We start from the raw sequence: 15,780 nt of genomic DNA on the forward strand, positions 1-15,780 counted from the left end.
CCGCTCTTCGGGGAATTTCTAGAACGTTCCTGCTGAAGCGGATCGATGGCGCGCCGCCGATCCGCTGGAGCAATTGGTGCCTTAAGCCGCGTCGACCAGCACCAGCTCGGAATCTTCCAGGGCCCTGATCTTCAGATTGGCCTCATCGCGGATCGCGACACCGTCGCGGGCATTGACGCGCACGCCGTTGACCTCGACTGCGCCGGCGGCCGGCACGAGATAGAGGTGACGCGATGCCTGCGGCTCGTAGTCTGCGCTCTCGCCGGCCTTCAGCGTGGTCGCGAGCACCCGGGCATTGGCGCGGATCGGCAGCGCCTCCTTGTCGGCCGCAAAGCCGCTCGCGATGGTGACGAGCTTGCCATCGCGGTTCGCCTTCGGGAACGGCTTTGAGCCCCAGGTCGGCTGGCCGCCGCGCGCAGTCGGCTCGATCCAGATCTGGAAGATCCTGGTCTTCGTCGGCTCGAGATTGTACTCGGAGTGGCGGATGCCGCTTCCTGCGCTCATCACCTGCACGTCGCCGGCTTCAGTGCGGCCCTTGTTGCCGAGGCTGTCCTGATGGGTGATCGCGCCCTCGCGTACATAGGTGATGATTTCCATGTTGGCGTGGGGGTGGGCGGGAAAGCCGGTGTTCGGTGCGATCTCGTCATCGTTCCACACCCGCAAGGCGCCGTATCCCATGTTGTCGGGATCGTAATGGCCAGCGAAGGAGAAATGGTGCTTGGCCTTGAGCCAGCCGTGATCGGCGCTGCCAAGCTTGTCGAAAGGTCTGAGTTCGATCATGTGCGTGGTTCCTTGCTTGAATTGTATAGGTCCGATCAGGCGCCAAAGCCGCCGTCGACGTTGAGCACGGTGCCGGTGACGAAGGAGGCTTCCGGGCTCGCCAGGAAGACGACGCCGGCTGCGACTTCCTCCGGCCGGCCGAAGCGTTGCAGCGCATGCTGCTTGCGCTGGGTCTCGGCGAACTCGCCGCCATCCTTCGGGTTCATGTCGGTGTCGATCGAGCCGGGCTGCACCACGTTGACGGTGATGCCGCGCGGACCGAGGTCGCGGGCTGCGCCCTTGGTGTAGCCGACCACAGCGGCCTTGGTGGCGACGTAGTCGGCAAGACCGGGGAATGAGGCGCGGTCGGCGAGCATCGAGCCGACGGTGACGATGCGGCCGCCTTCCCCCATCAACTGCGAAGCGCTGCGGATAGCCGCGATCACGCCATGCACGTTGACGGCATCGAGGCGCGCCAGAGCCGCCGTGTCGGCCTTGGGATCGTCGATGGCGCCGCCGCTCGCGACGCCGGCATTGTTGACGAGGATGTCGAGACGGCCGAATTCCCTGGCGACGTCCGTGACGAGCTTCTCGACGTCGGCGGCCGAGGCCTGGTCGGCCTTGAAGGCGCGCGCCTTCACGCCCCTGGTCTTCAGTTCGGCGACCACGGCTTCGGCCTTGTCGGGCGAAGCGACGTAGCTGATGGCGACGTCGGCCCCTTCGTCGGCGAGAGCGCGGGCGGAGGCTGCGCCGATGCCGCGCGAGCCGCCGGTGACGAGGGCAACCTTTCCTGAGAGCTTCTTGGCCATTGGATTTCTCCATTCCCTGAATGTCTGATGCCCCTTGGATATGCCTCCGCCTGTGGTATAGAAATAGAAACTGTCGAAACATATTGTTTCCGTAAACGTCACTGGCGGGCCTGTCCCATGGCAAAACTCCCGGATTTCGAGGCGCTCGCGATCTTCGCAAAAGTCGTGGAATTACGGTCGTTTGCGGCCGCCGCCGGCGAGCTTGCGATGTCCAAGGCGACCGTCTCCAAGGCAGTGACGCGGCTGGAGGAGCGGCTTGGCGCGCGGCTGTTCAACCGTACCTCGCGCCGGCTCGCGCTGACCGATGCCGGACACAAGCTCGCCGAACGGGCGACGCGCCTGCTGGCCGATGGCGAGGCGGCGGAGAACGAGGCCTTGGCGCAGTCGGTCGCGCCGCGCGGGCTGGTGCGGCTCGCCGTGCCCATGACCTTCGGCGTGAAGGCGGTCGCGCCACTCTTGCCGGAGTTCTTCCAGACCTATCCGGAGGTCTCGGTCGATCTGCATCTGAGCGATGCCACCGTCGATCTGATCGGCGAGGGCTTTGACGCCGCGCTGCGCATCGCGCGGTTGCCGGATTCCTCGCTGATCGCGCGGCGGCTCTTCACCATGCCGCGCTACACGGTCGCTGCGCCGTCCTACCTCAAGCGTCACGGCCGGCCGACGCATCCGATGCACCTCGCCGAGCATAAGTGCTTCAGCTACGCCTATCTCACGACGCCCAACGTCTGGCACTACACCAACGCGGCCGGCGAGCAGGCGAGCGTGCGCCCTGCGGGACAGTTGCGCGTCAACAATGGCGAGGCGGTGATGCCGGCGCTGCTCGCAGGGCTCGGCATTGCCGACCTGCCCGAGTTCATCGTCGGCGACGCCATCGCCTCCGGCGAGGTGGAGGTGATCCTGAAGGACTGGAAGCAGGCCGAAGGCGCCGTGCATCTCGTCACCCCGCCCGGCGGTCCGCGCCCTGCGCGCGTCGAGGTGCTCGCCGAGTTTCTCGCCGCGAAACTGCCGGGCACGTGCAAGCGGCAGACGAAGAAGCGCGCGAAGGCGGAGTAGCTGGCGCCGAGAAGCAATCCAGTATCCCTCCGCGGAAAGACTCTGGATTGCTTAGCTACGCTCGCAATGACGTGGGGATCGATCTGCGCCTACCACAACGTCATCCCATCCCTCGCAACCACGCGCAGGTTCGGCTTCAGCGTCTCTTCCAGCTTCGCCTTCAACTCGTGCACGCGCGGATCGCTCGAGCGCGCGGCGCAAGCCGAATATTGATTGACGGACTGCACCAGCGCACGCCGCGCCTGGGGCGTGCGCGTCAGATCCGGCTTTGCCAGCCGCAGCACGATGCCGGCGAGATTCACCAGCATCTCGTCCAGCGCGCCATCGATCGTGCCAGGGTCGTTCATCCCGCGTTCTCCCGGAAGGCCAACACCGCGTGGCGGGATACGTTCCGGCGCGGCAGGCTGCAGGGATAACCGTTCGCTAATGTTGCCGTCGCTTGGCACCAAATGCACAGATGCGGCACGGAGGTACCTTTGTTCGTCCGTGTCGCCGCGCTACTCTGCCCCAAACAACAAAGACCGGGGGAGGGGCTGCCGATGAACCGACGCGATCTCTTGCGCGCTGCTGCGCTTGCGCCGCTTGCACACACAACGCTGACGCGCGCCGCCTTCGCGCAAGGCTATCCCTCGCGTAACATCACCATGATCGTGCCGTTTCCGGCCGGCGGCCAGGCCGATCTTGCGGCGCGCCCGGTGGCGATGGCGCTGGAGCGCATCCTCGGCAAGTCCGTCATCGTCGACAATCGTGCCGGCGGCGCCGGCGGATCGGTCGGCAATGCGGCGGCCGCGCGCGCCGAGCCGGATGGTCACACGCTGCTGATGACCTTGTCCTCGCTCGCGGTGCTGCCGGAAGCGGATCGGCTGTTCAACCGTCCCGTGGCCTACGAGGTCTCGCAGTTCACGCCGATCGCGCGCGTGCTCGCCGATCCGACGCTGCTCGCAGTGCTGGCGTCGGCGCCCTGGAAGACGGTGCAGGACTTCGTCGACGACGCGAAGCAGCGACCCGGACAGATCACCTACGGCTCGTCGGGGCCTTACGGCACGCTGCATGTCGCCATGGAGATGTTCGCCGTCAGCGCCGACATCAAGTTGCTGCATGTGCCGTTCCGTGGCGCAGGTCCCGCGCTGACCGCGATCCTCGGTGGCACCGTGCAGGCGATCGCGGCTGCGCCCGGCACGCTGAAGCCGCAGGTCGATGACGGCAAGCTGCGCGTGCTGGCGAACTGGGGCGCACAGCGCATCGCGAGCTTCCCTGACATCCCGACCTTGCAAGAGCTCGGCTACAAGGATGTCGAGATGTACATCTGGGCCGGCCTGTTCGGGCAGAGCGCGCTGCCCGCGCCGATCGTTGGCCGTTTGCGCGAGGCGATGGGACAGGTGATGAAGAGTCCTGACGTCCTCAAGACGTTCGAAGCCTCGGGCAGTCTCGTCGCCTATCAGGACGCACCGGAGTTTTCGCAGTTCGTCGCAGCCGACAGCGCGCGGCTGATCGCGGCGGTCAGGAAGATCGGCAGGGTGGAATAGGTTCCGCCTCCGCTTTCACATTTTGTTGTTGGTCCAGAACCTTCGCGCGCCTCATTGATTGAGGAGCGTTTGAGAGAAAATGAGAAGGATCAGGACATGCGAACAGGGCCGATTGCGCTCGGTGTGGCGCTTGCGATCGGCGGCACGGTCGCCACGAGCACCGTCTCTGCCCAGGAATATCGCGGCAACATGGAACAACAGATGGCCTGCACGCCGGATGTCTGGCGCCTGTGCAGCGACCAGATTCCCGACGTGAACCGCATCGTCGCCTGCCTGCGTCAGAACACCCCGCAGCTTTCGAGCGGATGCCGCGCGGTGTTCGAAACCAGCAACCAGGCGCAGCCGCCGCGCGGCCGGGTCGCGCCGCCACGCTACAACAACGTGCCGCCTCCTGCTGCGCCTCCGCCGCGGCCTTATTACGATGACGACGATTAGGGCGTGTATTCGGAGAGCCGCCGAGGATTCGGTAGACACGAAGATGCGGTCACAACAGATGGGCCGTCTCACTCCCGACTCGTTCGGCGCTCCCCATCGCTGTCCGACGCAGCTCTGTGCCCGAGCACTGTCCGCAGGATGACGCCGAAGAGCAATGCTGCGACTGGCCAATGGAACCAGACCTTGTGCATGCCGGTGAAAACATTGATCAGAATCAGAAAGCACGAAACCGTGAGGGCCACCCTGACCGGGCGAGGCAGGATCGCCAGCCAATCCGAGACGAAGCCCATCCACGTGGAGGGCTCGTGTCTGTCGCGAATCCGTAGAGCGTCAGCAACTGCTGGCCCCTGGGGAGCGGGGCTTTCGTCAACTGGGAAGCTATCTCGTCCAGCGGTTCGGCCGCCCGTGGTCACGCGATAGCTGGTCACGGAAGCAACGTTCTTCATAGGGCGCTGGCCGAGACAGTCGAAGCCAAGGGACAATTTGTTGCGCACGTGATCGTAGACGGAACCGGAGATCACGACGCCACCGGGTTCGGCAAGTTCTTGCAGCCGCGCCGCGATATTGACCCCGTCGCCATAGATGTCGGAGCCGTCCACCATCACATCTCCGAGATTGATGCCGATGCGAAACCGCATCGGGTGGGCGTGCGACGGGTCCGAATCCCGGTTGGAAATTTCCTGCTGAATCTCGACCGCACACTGCACGGCCTCGACGACGCTGGCGAACTCGGCGATCACGGCATCGCCCCAGGTATTCACGATCCGCCCTTCATGGCGCTCCACCAATCCGGCAATGGCCGCGCGGTAGCGGCGCAGCGTCTCCAACGTACCCGCCTCGTCCGCTTCCATGAGGCGAGAATAGCCCTGCGCATCAGCGCATAGGACCGTGGTCAGCCGTCGTTTCACCTTGTCGTCCGTCATGGTCCATATGGTAGCCTCCCTAACGCATCTGCATCAAGCATTGCATCCAGCGTCATAGCGGCTTAACCGCCGGTCCGGGCCCGAAACCGTCATAACCGTGCAACGAATTGCAGCCAGCCAAGTTGATTGCGGGGAAGTCGTGGGATCGGAGGGATGTCATGTCCATGACCAAGATTCCTGCAGCGCTTTTCGTGATTGGCGCGATATTGCTCGGCGCACCTGCAATGGCTGCCCCGGTCACTCCTTTGTCAGTCGCTGCCAAGCCGACGGTGCAGGAGAGGGACCTTGCCCCGGTGCGCTGGTGGCACTGGCACTGGGGCCATTGGCATAGCGTACGCTATCGCTGCCGTCACTACTGTGGCTGGGGCGGCTAGAAGGTGAGGCTGCCTGAATTTCGGACCTAACGAAGCAGTCGCCACATATCCGTCATTGGCCGGTCGCGTCAGCCGGCGCAGTGACGCGAGAGTTAGACCGCGCCATAGAAGTGCCGATACTGCCAAGCGGCTTCCCTCTGTAGTTCAGGTTCAGACCACGACTGGTCTTTGAAGCGCATGACAGACATAGGCGAGAGGTCGATAGCCGGCTTGCCATCGATAATCCAGGTTGCAAGCGCCTCTCCGAGGGTTGGCGAGATCGAGAGGCCGGCAACGTTGCATCCGCTGGCAAAATAAAAGCCAGTAGCTCCGGAGGCCGGGCCAAGGATGTGGTGGCCGTCAGCGGTCATGGTCGGAATGCCACCGCGAAATTCTCGCACGTTAGCCGTTTGCAGGATTGGAAGTTGATCCCTGACTTCACGAGCGGCTGAACGAAGCACTTCGATGTCGAGTGGCATGTCCTTGATATCGAAACCGGCTCCGAGCGACCGCATGTCGAAAAATCGTGGTGTTTCTTCGTAGACACCCCAAAGCAAGCCGCCCTGGCAAGGACGCGTGTACACGGCGGCATCCATGATTCGAACCATCGGTAGGTCGGCACGCACGCCATCCAAAGGCTCGGTGACGATGAGTTGCTGCCGGGTCGGGACCAGCGGCACGGGAATCCCACTTATCTCCGCGACCTCTCGCGTCCACGCACCAGCTGCATCGACCACGATTGGGCCTTCAATGATGCCTTTCGCGGTAGTTACGCCGGTCACCTTGCTGGCAGCGATGTTTACGGTGAGCACGTCCGTCTTCGGCAGTACCGTTGCGCCCTGAGCCGCCGCTGCCCTGGCGAAGCCGGCGGCAACCTGCGCTGGGTCGAAATACCTGTCGTCACCGATCCTCATCGCCGCTGCGACGCCCATCGGCTTCAAAAATGGATTGAGGCGACTCGCCTGCTCCGGAGAGATCAGCTCGACATCAAGGCCCATACGGCGCCCGCGTTCAAAGTCGGCCTTGAGAACCTCCGCATCTTGCGGCCGACGCGCGATCTTCAGGCTGCCCGAATGCACCCAATCGAGAGGCTGCCCGGTGTCTTCCGTGAACGCTTCAATCTTGCGGCAGGCATCCTTGATGAGGCCAATCATCAAGTCGCTTTTGCGAACGCAGCTCACCATGCCCGCCGCACGGGGCGAAGTTTGCGATCCAATATCGTGCTTGTCGATCAGAACGACGTTGAGACCGCGTTTGCTCAAGTAATATGCCGTGGCAGCGCCGAGGCCGCCGGAGCCAATGACAATACTATCGGCCTTGCTAATCATCGGAGCTAAGCGGCTTGGCGCCCCTGACCAAGGTCGCGGTGCTGTATGTCCCGACTTACATTCCACACTTTCAGCGCATTCGCCGGGGTTAGCAACGCGGTTGGCTGTTGCACAAGGTTGGCCACTTCCAAGAACTTGGCCGCCAGCGTGGCGTCACGTTGCGCCGCTCGGTAAAACTTCCCTATGTACCAGTTGACAAAGCGCACCTGCGCCGTCCGCTTGCCCTCAACGCGCGGATTTTGCAGATCGCTGCCCACGACGATTTGCCAGGGAGCTTCAATGAATCGACTGGCCATCTGGAAGAAACGGCGAGCAATTCCTTGCATTCCGTTTGCCAAGCACTCGCGCAAGGCCAGCGATTCCAAGCAGGCTACCGTCATTCCTTGGCCATAGGCTGGATCGAAGCTGCACAAGGCGTCGCCATACACCAGATAGCCTTCCGGAAAGCGGGTCAGCTTCTCGTAATGGCGTCGCAAGCTCGAAACAAACTTGTATGGCGTAAGCGGAGTAAGTGGCTCCGCGTTCTGAATGACGTTGAATATTTCCGGCTGCTGCAAGCTACGCGCAAACTCAAGGAAACCGGCATCATCCTCCGGCACCTGATCGTCCCCGTAACCGCCCAACGTCACAGTCCAACGTTCGCCCTCCTGTGGCAAAAGAGCACCGAAGCGAAAATCAGGCGAGCACGCACCCATGATGACGAACTTCCTGCCATGCAAACCATTCGCCATATGTTCGGGTTTGAGACGATAGAAGCGCGTCATATAGCCAAGATTGATCGTGACCTGCTCCTCTGGCGGCTTTGCGAAACCAAACGCACTCAGCCATGTCGGGCTCGATGATCCGCGCCCGCTGGTGTCGACCACGAGATCGGCGTCTATTGTTGCCCTGCCATCTGAACCATTTTTTGACTGGACGCGAACACCAGTCACGCGGCCCGATGGTCGATCAAACACCGGCTCCACAACGTCACATCGCTCCCGCAGCCGAATATTGGGGAGTTGAACGAGCCGCTGTCGCACGAAGCCTTCCAGCGTCGGTCGGCTCACCCCGAGCGCGACCATCTTGCTGGGGGCGTTGTGAAGATAGACACCGTAGTTGAACCAAAGCCCATCGTTGACGAGGTCCGCAGGCACGGCTCCCCGAGCAATCATTCCCTCGGTAAAGCCGGGAAACGACTGCTCGAGTATTTCGCGCCCGCGAGCAAGCAATCCGTGCGTATGCCGTCCTTGCGGGACGCCTTTGCGAGGATCGGGTAAATCCGGGAGCGCATCACGCTCAAGGAGGGTCACTTCATCGAAATGATCCGCCAAAGCGCGAGCGGCCAAGAGACCGCCCATTCCCGCGCCCACCACGATCGCGTGCTTGCCAACATTCGCCATCGATCCCTCCCAGCACTTTTGCTTAACCGCGGGATGAAGCAGGACAGTCGTTGAACATTCGCCCGGGACCATCGATTGCGCGCGGTCCAGCATCATTGTGAAGAATGAATCAGTCTTGCTTCCTGACAATCGGACAAGTATCCGCTCGCAGGATTTCTGCTTCACGCCGCTAAGATTCACTCAGCGGCACACATCGCCTGCCCGGTGCTTCTCCGCGAGCCAGACCTTGTCTGGCCAACGGTGAGTAGACCGGGATCCACTGAAGCCTCAGCAATTTTCAGTTTTTTCACACGTGGCGTCAGAACCGCGATCTGATGGGGAGAAGCCGGCATACTGTCTGACATGAGCGCCGGCGTAACCGTGCTCTCTTCCACTTGGGCCGAGCCCAGCACTGCCACTTGATGCCGGGAGATCGGGAAGCCCGTAAGTTCAAAGGTTGGAAAGCGTAAGGCGCACGCGCCGGCGTGATTGGTCGCCACGCCACCGATGGCGGCAATGGCGGTTACCACTAAGAGCAGATTTTTCATGGGACTCACCCTCTTGGATTGGAGGTATTCCCACTGCGAATTCCGTACTCACCTTAGCCCCGGCGCCGGATGCACCATGTGAAGCTGTTCACTATGGGTGCAGCAAATCCTGCAAAGGTTCATCGGATCGCGTACGCGATAAAGGTCAATATGTCTGCATTTCTCGCGCAAGGCTTGTAGCTCGCCAATGGCAGCAATGCAGGTTGCCACCGCGCAATGCGGGCTTCGATGTCAGCGGACTGCCCAACCATGTCATGCGCGAGTCGCTACAGCGCTGCGCTTGGTGTGCGATCATCGTGGCGCGGCCGACCGTCGTGGGGCGACGACCCAACCGAGGCCGTTCTACGTCCTGCCTTGGCGCGCAACTCGATGCTGATTGCTAGTCGTCGCCGTTCAAGGGTTCGGAGCCGCCGCTTGCATCTCGTGTCCAGGGCTGAAGCTTGATGCGCCTGGCTGCCCGGAGGGGGTCGGGCTTGAAGATGCCGCTTGCATTTCGTGCCCGGGGCTGAAGCTCGATGCCCCCGGATGCCCGGAGGGCGCGCTCGAAGATGCAGCTTGCATCTGGTGCCCTGGGCTGAAGCCGGATGCGCCAGGATGCCCGGCATGGCTTGATGAACCATGATGCCCGGTATGCGAGTGCGAGCTTGAGAACACCGCTGAAAACGCCGACTGGATCGCGTGTCCTAGGCTGTGTCCTACGCTAAGGCTTGATGCGCCATGATGCGCTCCATGCGCATGCGGGCTCGAAAACGCTGCTTGCATCGCGTGCCCTGGAGCCGATGCCGAACTGCCGTGGCCGACACCACCTGCGCCGCCATGTCCCGCACCGCCGCCATGTCCCCCGCCCACACCGCTACCTCCTCCAACTCCCCCTCCGCCTCCGGCGCCGCCGCCCCCTCCACCGCCGCCACCACCACCTCCAGCGAGCAGCGGCCCAGACGCTGCGATCAACAATGCCGGTATGGCCGCTATTGCAAGAAGCTTGGCTACCCTCGTCATGATGATCTCCTCTTCGCCTTCAATTCGGCGGCTAACTCCAGGCAACACTGCGGGGCTCGACGGTGGTTGAAAGTCGAGCGCTCGAGCGAATGTTCCGCACAAAGCGTGATCGAATAAGGCGAACAGGCGCGCGCGCCATTTTCTGCGCGGACTGTCACCAGAACGGCACATCTATGCGAGCGGTTCCGCGACGAGTTCACACCGCACGCGTCCGAAGGCCGCAAGTCGGGTTCGATTCCGCCCCGCTCACGCGTACTCGTGGCGTTGCTCTCCTCTGGCGAGCATTCCGGACAGCCAGCAACAAGCGGCGAGAGGTGTCCGCAGATACCGCGTGATCGTGAGAGGCCAGTGGCCTGTTTCTGGCTCAGCTCGGACCACGAGCGATGTCCGCACTTCCGCTGCTGTCGGAGCCATCGCGGACATCAAGCGCACTCGATCTGCGAGCACACGCCGTAGCTGCCTTACGGTCTGTGCTCGCAGACGTCGACCCATTCGGCGCCGACCAGCTCGGCCAACCGGTCCGGCGCGATGCGCACCGCGCTATGGGTCGAGCCCGCGGCCGGCACCACGATGTCGAAGGCTTTCAGCGAGACGTCGCAATAGATCGACAGCGGCGCCTTCAGCCCGAATGGGCAGACGCCGCCGACCTCGTGGCCGGTGATGTCGGCGACCTCTTCGAGCCCCAGCATCTTCGGCTTGCCGCCGAATTGCGCCTTCACCTTCTTGTTGTCCATGCGCGAGGTGCCGCTGGCGACGATCAGGATGACGCGCTCGCCGATCCGCAAGGACAGCGTCTTGGCGATGCGGCCGGGCTCGACGCCATAGGCCTCGGCCGCAAGCGGCACCGTCGCCGAGCTGATCGGCGATTCGATGACGGTGATGTCTGGGGCTTTCTCGGCGAAGAAGTCGCGAACGGATTGAATGCTCATTCCAGACGGCTCATTCCAGACTCATGGGCGGGCGACGATCTCGGGCAGTTCGGACAGCGAGCGGACGCGGTGATCCGGCTGCAATCCCAGCTCGTCCATCTGGGTCCGGATCGCCTTGAACATGGTCAGCGGTGCCACGAGTTCGCTCTCGACGCAAGCGAGCGCTATCGCCTCCGGCGTGACCCGCTCGATCCAGGCGACGTTGAGCCCGAACGCCTTGGCGCCCGCCACGTCCCAGGGATTTGACGAGACGAACAGTACTTCGCCGGGGCTGGTGCCGAGCACCTCGCCGATCAGCTCATAGGCCTTCGGGCTCGGCTTGAAGATCCTCTTCGCATCGACGCTGATGGTGGCGTCGAGCAGTCTGTCGAGGCCGGTGTTGCGCACGAGCGCGCCCAGCATCTCCGGGCTGCCGTTGGAGAGGATCGCGAGTTTGCGCGGCTTCAGCGCCGCAAGCGCGGCCGCAGCGTCCGGATAGAGATCGAGGTGCAGATATTTCCCGATCACGCGCTCGAAGGCGTCGTTGTCGTAGGTGAGCCCGAGCACGCGCAGCGTATAGGCGAGCGAGTCCCGCGTGATGCCGGCGAAATCCCGGTAGCGCTGCATCAGCGAGCGCAACCAGGTGTATTCGAGCTGCTTGATGCGCCAGATTTGCGTGACGATCTCGCCGTAGCCCGGAAACGCATCCTCGGTGATCTCCGCGACCGACTGGATGTCGTAGAGCGTCCCATAGGCGTCGAAGACGACGGCTTTGATCGTCACGTTGATCCCTTGACGTTGCTTCCCTGCTAGATCCCCAGCAGCTTTCTCGCGTTCGCTTTCAACACTTTCGGCCGGATCTCGTCGCGGATATCGATCTTGGCGAAGTCGGCCAGCCACCGGTCCGGCGTGATCACCGGCCAGTCCGAGCCGAACAGCATCTTATCCTGCAGGATCGAGTTGATATAGCGCACCAGGATCGGCGGGAAGTATTTCGGCGACCAGCCGGACAGGTCGATATAGACGTTGGGCTTGTGGGTCGCGACCGACAGCGCCTCCTCCTGCCAGGGGAAGGAGGGGTGGGCGAGGATGATCTTGAGGTCGGGGAAATCCGCCGCCACGTCATCCATATACATCGGGTTGGAATATTTCAGCCGCATGCCCATGCCGCCGGGCATGCCCGAGCCGACGCCGGTCTGGCCGGTGTGAAACAGCGCGATCGCGCCGCCATTGTTGATCTCTTCGTAGAGCGGGTAGGCCATGCGGTCGTTGGCATAGAAGCCCTGCATGGTCGGGTGGAATTTGAAGCCGCGGACACCGTATTCCTCGATCAGCTTGCGCGCCTCGCGCGCGCCGAGCTTGCCCTTGTGCGGGTCGATCGAGACAAACGGGATCAGGACGTCGAGATGGTCGGAGGCGGCCTCGATCATCTCGTAATTGTTGTAGCGGCGGAAGCCGGTCTCGCGCTCGGCATCGACCGGGAAGATCACGGCGGCAATGTTCTTCGAGCGGTAGTAGGCCGCGGTCTCCGGCACGGTCGGCGGATGCTTGTTCGGCGACTTGAAGTATTCCGCCATCTGCGCCTGGAAATCGTCATAGCCGTCGTCGGGGTGGCAACCGCAGGGCTCCTCGGCGTGGGTGTGGATGTCGATCGCGACGACGTCGTCGATATTGGGCAGCTTCAGCTTGGGCATTGGTTTTCTCCCGACAGATCGTAAATTGATTATATGATATAACGAATTTGGCAAGGCGTCGTCGAAGGATGCGGCTGAGGGAGCAAAGGGACCGATCCGGCCGTTTCAGAGCCCCTTTGCATGGGGTTGTTTTCCAGATTTAGTCGGCGCGGACCGGGCCGATTGCATTGACATCGGCATTCACCATGGCTTAGAACCCGCGCGTCCCGGGCGGTCGGTCCGCCAGCGGGAAAGCTCTCATTTTGCCACATTCGCGCGTGCCGAAACGGTAGTGCCGAACACGGCCTTTCGAACGTTCAGGATTCTGCCATGAAGGTCCGTAACTCGCTGAAATCGCTGCGCGGTCGCCACCGTGCCAACCGCCTGGTCCGCCGCAAGGGCCGGGTCTATGTGATCAACAAGGTGCAGCGCCGCTTCAAGGCTCGTCAGGGCTGATCGGTAAGGGCTGAGTTCCCTGCCGAGGGACTGTCGCGCCCCCCGCAAGACCACGGTCTCACACGACTTTGACGCCGTCCTTGCTATGCAAGGGCGGCTTTGCGCGTCTACACTTCCGCCATGGCAGTGAGATTCTTGTCCGCGCTTCCCCTCCGTCTGGCCGCCCTGCTGGCCGTGCTGACGGTCGTCGCACCCGCTTTCGCGCAGGATGACCCGGCAGGTCCGCCCGTGAAGCAGAAGAAGCTTCCCGAGGCGCCGGCGAAGCTGCCCAAGGTCGACCGCACCAAGAATCTCGATTTCCTGTTCGGCGCGCTGAAGGCGGCTCCGGACGATGTCAGCGCCAAGCATGTCGAGGCGCGGATCTGGGCGATCTGGCTCCAGACTCCCAGCGATACGGCGGCGCTGCTGATGACGCGGGCCAAGGCGGCCGTGGATGGGCAGAAGATCGACGTCGCGATCAAGCTTCTCGATGCCGTCATCAAGCTTCGCCCCGACTATATCGAAGCCTGGAACCGGCGCGCGACGCTCTACTACATGCAGAACGATTATGGCCGGTCGCTCGCCGACATCCGCGAGGTGCTGATCCGGGAGCCGCGCCATTTCGGCGCGCTCGCAGGTCTCGGCATGATCATGCAGGAGATCGGCGACGAGAAGCGCGCGCTCGATGCCTACCGCAAAGCGCTCGCCATCAACCCGCACCTCGACAAGATCCCCGATCAGGTCAAGTCGCTGACCGAGAAGGTCGAAGGGCGGGATATCTAACCCCCAACTCGATGTTGTTTTGAGCGACTGCGGAGCGCGGCCGTTAACCACGCGTCGAGCAGCCCCGCGGCGGGGGGATGTTTTTCCCGAGCCACCGGGATTAGCTGCATGACAGCTACAAGTGGAGCCGTGCGATGAAACGCGTGATCCTAGCGGGGGCGTTGCTGCTGGCGAGCGCAACGGCCTGTCTTGCCGACGGGCTGTTCTGGGTGGTGGGCAACCGCTCCACCGGCAAATGCGAGATCGTGACCAGCAATCCCGTCATCATCGGCGACATCTGGTTCGGCGACGGTCCCTACAGGTCCAAGGCCGACGCCAAACTTGCGCGGTCGACGATCCGTGCCTGTCCGAGGCCAGGTCCCGACGAAGACAAGGACGACGACAGCGCGGACTAGGTTCGCCTAGTGCAGGATGTGGTCGCCGCGCTCGACGAGACTCTGGTCTGCGGCAGCGGCATAGAGTTTTGCAAGCTCGGCTTCGAGATGCTCGTTGATCAGGAGCAGCGCCCGTACCGCGCCGCGCAGGTCACCGCTACAGCTCGCAACGATCTCGTCGATCGCAGCATCTTTTGATCGCAAACTCATCGAGAAACCTCCAATCCAAAACAGAACAAAATCTGCCGGTCTTTCCCGCGTTCCCATGGATTGCGTTGAGGATCGGCGCCCACCCGCGCTTAAGAGGTGGAACCGACCGTGGCGATTATATGGACGCGGCGATGACGGCCGCATGAACTGGCCCGGTTGGCCGCATGCTTTCAGACTGCCATTGATTTTGTTGATGTTTTCCCAGGTTGAATTCTACTGATATCCACAGGCAGGTACCGTCAGCGGAACGCAAAGCCCGCGCACCGAAAAGAAACTGCCGGACGCTGGGACCGTAACTGCCATGTGCCTTGGATCGCCCGGACCATCTCCATGATCGTATTTTTCCTCGTGACGGCGCTCGCCCTGCTTGTCGTCGTCACGCTGGCCGGCGTTTGGGCCGTCGAGCGCGCCTTCCCGCCGCAGGGCGAGATGATCGCGGTCGCCGGTGCGACGCTGCACGTCGTCGACCTCGGCCCGCGCGATGCCGGCCTGCCGATCGTCATGCTGCACGGCGCGAGCTCGAATCTGGAGGTGATGCGGCGTCCGCTCGGCGACCTTCTTGCCGAAAAGCATCGGGTGATCCTGATCGATCGCCCCGGCCATGGCTGGAGCACGCGGGCGCGGCTCGAGGATTCGACGGCCGAGGTGCAGGCGCGGATGGTCGACGAGGCGCTTGCCAGGCTCGGCATCGATCGTGCGGTGTTCGTGGTGCATTCCTGGAGCGGGGCGCTGGGGGCGCGGCTTGCGCTCGATCATGCCGATCGGGTCGCCGGTCTCGTCATGCTGGCGCCGGTCACCCATCCCTGGCGTGGCGGCGTCGGGCGCTACAATGAGATCATCGCAACGCCGGTGATCGGCCCGCTGCTCGCCTACACGATCACGCTGCCGCTCGGCTATCTGCTTGCAACGCCCGGGGCGCGGAACGTCTTCCTGCCGCAGATGATGCCGGACGGCTTCGTGCAGGACTCCGCGACGCCGCTGCTGCTGCGCCCGCGCGAGTTCATCGCCAATGCCTATGATCTGGTGACGCTGAAGGCGTCGGTGGCCGCGCAAGCTTCGCGATATGGAGAGATTTCCGTGCCGACCGTGGTCATCGCCGGCGAGCCTGACAAGACGGTGTCGACCAATATCCACGCCCGCCCGTTCGCCGCCACCGTGCCGAATGCGAAGCTGATTGTGCTGCCCGATCTCGGCCACATGGTGCAGACCACGGAGCCGGATCTGGTGAAGACCGAGATCGAGGCGCTGATCGCCGCGATCACGTCTGAGAAGGCGGCCGCCGACTAGCGGCCGCCAAGTCTCG

Annotated in this window: 20 protein-coding genes; 8 read left to right on the forward strand and 12 right to left on the reverse strand. The window is 63.0% G+C overall.

What is annotated here, in order from left to right; all coding sequences use genetic code 11:
- Positions 1-81 precede the first annotated feature (81 nt).
- Positions 82-780 carry a pirin family protein gene (locus QQL28_RS18180; RefSeq protein ID WP_284267435.1) on the reverse strand — a complete coding sequence of 233 codons (699 nt, stop codon included), beginning with the start codon at positions 778-780 and terminating at the stop codon, positions 82-84.
- 35 nt (positions 781-815) lie between these two features.
- Positions 816-1,568 carry an SDR family NAD(P)-dependent oxidoreductase gene (locus QQL28_RS18185; protein ID WP_284267436.1) on the reverse strand — a complete coding sequence of 251 codons (753 nt, stop codon included), beginning with the start codon at positions 1,566-1,568 and terminating at the stop codon, positions 816-818.
- Between the two features lie 117 nt (positions 1,569-1,685).
- Here QQL28_RS18185 and QQL28_RS18190 point away from each other — a divergent pair, with 117 nt between their 5' ends.
- Positions 1,686-2,621, forward strand: coding sequence for a LysR family transcriptional regulator (locus QQL28_RS18190; protein WP_284267437.1), 936 nt, complete (start codon positions 1,686-1,688; stop codon positions 2,619-2,621).
- 89 nt (positions 2,622-2,710) lie between these two features.
- Here the strand turns inward: QQL28_RS18190 and QQL28_RS18195 are convergent, their stop codons facing one another.
- Positions 2,711-2,968: a hypothetical protein gene (locus QQL28_RS18195; RefSeq protein ID WP_284267438.1), complete on the reverse strand. Its 258-nt coding sequence runs from the start codon at positions 2,966-2,968 to the stop codon at positions 2,711-2,713.
- A 192-nt stretch (positions 2,969-3,160) separates the two neighbouring features.
- On the opposite strand from QQL28_RS18195, the gene QQL28_RS18200 reads away from it, so the two are divergent.
- Positions 3,161-4,147 (forward strand): tripartite tricarboxylate transporter substrate binding protein, encoded by a 987-nt coding sequence (locus QQL28_RS18200; protein WP_284267439.1) that lies wholly within the window; start codon positions 3,161-3,163, stop codon positions 4,145-4,147.
- Between the two features lie 96 nt (positions 4,148-4,243).
- Entirely contained in the window at positions 4,244-4,582 is a 339-nt protein-coding gene (locus tag QQL28_RS18205; RefSeq protein ID WP_284267440.1) for a hypothetical protein, read from the forward strand.
- A gap of 68 nt (positions 4,583-4,650) precedes the next feature.
- Here the strand turns inward: QQL28_RS18205 and QQL28_RS18210 are convergent, their stop codons facing one another.
- A complete protein-coding gene (locus QQL28_RS18210; protein WP_284267441.1) occupies positions 4,651-5,505 on the reverse strand; it encodes an adenylate/guanylate cyclase domain-containing protein in 855 nt (284 codons plus the stop codon).
- A gap of 158 nt (positions 5,506-5,663) precedes the next feature.
- Here QQL28_RS18210 and QQL28_RS18215 point away from each other — a divergent pair, with 158 nt between their 5' ends.
- Positions 5,664-5,879, forward strand: a complete 216-nt coding sequence (locus tag QQL28_RS18215; RefSeq protein ID WP_284267442.1) for a hypothetical protein — start codon at positions 5,664-5,666, stop codon at positions 5,877-5,879.
- 92 nt (positions 5,880-5,971) lie between these two features.
- On the opposite strand, the gene QQL28_RS18220 is transcribed toward QQL28_RS18215, so the two are convergent.
- From QQL28_RS18220 to QQL28_RS18250, 7 genes are all read right to left on the reverse strand, one after another.
- Positions 5,972-7,186, reverse strand: a complete 1,215-nt coding sequence (locus QQL28_RS18220) for an NAD(P)/FAD-dependent oxidoreductase (RefSeq protein WP_284267443.1) — start codon at positions 7,184-7,186, stop codon at positions 5,972-5,974.
- 5 nt (positions 7,187-7,191) lie between these two features.
- Positions 7,192-8,568, reverse strand: coding sequence for an FAD-dependent oxidoreductase (locus tag QQL28_RS18225; protein WP_284267444.1), 1,377 nt, complete (start codon positions 8,566-8,568; stop codon positions 7,192-7,194).
- Between the two features lie 176 nt (positions 8,569-8,744).
- A complete protein-coding gene (locus tag QQL28_RS18230; protein ID WP_284267445.1) occupies positions 8,745-9,095 on the reverse strand; it encodes a hypothetical protein in 351 nt (116 codons plus the stop codon).
- Between the two features lie 695 nt (positions 9,096-9,790).
- Positions 9,791-10,006, reverse strand: coding sequence for a hypothetical protein (locus QQL28_RS18235; RefSeq protein ID WP_284267446.1), 216 nt, complete (start codon positions 10,004-10,006; stop codon positions 9,791-9,793).
- Positions 10,007-10,555: 549 nt separating this feature from the next.
- Complete coding sequence (locus tag QQL28_RS18240) at positions 10,556-11,023, reverse strand: YbaK/EbsC family protein (protein WP_284267447.1); 468 nt, start codon at positions 11,021-11,023, stop codon at positions 10,556-10,558.
- 21 nt (positions 11,024-11,044) lie between these two features.
- On the reverse strand, positions 11,045-11,785 hold the full coding sequence (locus QQL28_RS18245; RefSeq protein ID WP_284267448.1) for a haloacid dehalogenase type II: 741 nt from the start codon (positions 11,783-11,785) through the stop codon (positions 11,045-11,047).
- Between the two features lie 26 nt (positions 11,786-11,811).
- Complete coding sequence (locus tag QQL28_RS18250) at positions 11,812-12,696, reverse strand: amidohydrolase family protein (protein ID WP_254098590.1); 885 nt, start codon at positions 12,694-12,696, stop codon at positions 11,812-11,814.
- Between the two features lie 309 nt (positions 12,697-13,005).
- Between QQL28_RS18250 and ykgO the strand changes: the two genes are divergently transcribed.
- From ykgO to QQL28_RS18265, 3 genes are all read left to right on the forward strand, one after another.
- On the forward strand, positions 13,006-13,131 hold the full coding sequence (gene ykgO / locus QQL28_RS18255; protein WP_006611362.1) for a type B 50S ribosomal protein L36: 126 nt from the start codon (positions 13,006-13,008) through the stop codon (positions 13,129-13,131).
- Positions 13,132-13,251: 120 nt separating this feature from the next.
- Positions 13,252-13,893 carry a tetratricopeptide repeat protein gene (locus QQL28_RS18260; RefSeq protein WP_284267449.1) on the forward strand — a complete coding sequence of 214 codons (642 nt, stop codon included), beginning with the start codon at positions 13,252-13,254 and terminating at the stop codon, positions 13,891-13,893.
- 134 nt (positions 13,894-14,027) lie between these two features.
- Positions 14,028-14,288: a hypothetical protein gene (locus QQL28_RS18265; RefSeq protein ID WP_284267450.1), complete on the forward strand. Its 261-nt coding sequence runs from the start codon at positions 14,028-14,030 to the stop codon at positions 14,286-14,288.
- 6 nt (positions 14,289-14,294) lie between these two features.
- Here QQL28_RS18265 and QQL28_RS18270 read toward each other — a convergent pair whose 3' ends face one another.
- Complete coding sequence (locus QQL28_RS18270; RefSeq protein WP_284267451.1) at positions 14,295-14,477, reverse strand: hypothetical protein; 183 nt, start codon at positions 14,475-14,477, stop codon at positions 14,295-14,297.
- Between the two features lie 330 nt (positions 14,478-14,807).
- On the opposite strand from QQL28_RS18270, the gene QQL28_RS18275 reads away from it, so the two are divergent.
- The gene (locus QQL28_RS18275; RefSeq protein WP_284267452.1) at positions 14,808-15,764 is read left to right on the forward strand and encodes an alpha/beta fold hydrolase; all 957 of its coding nucleotides are present in this window, start codon (positions 14,808-14,810) and stop codon (positions 15,762-15,764) included.
- Positions 15,765-15,780 lie beyond the last annotated feature (16 nt).

The sequence above is a fragment of the Bradyrhizobium iriomotense genome, assembly GCF_030160715.1.
Taxonomy (GTDB): Bacteria; Pseudomonadota; Alphaproteobacteria; order Rhizobiales; family Xanthobacteraceae; genus Bradyrhizobium; species Bradyrhizobium iriomotense.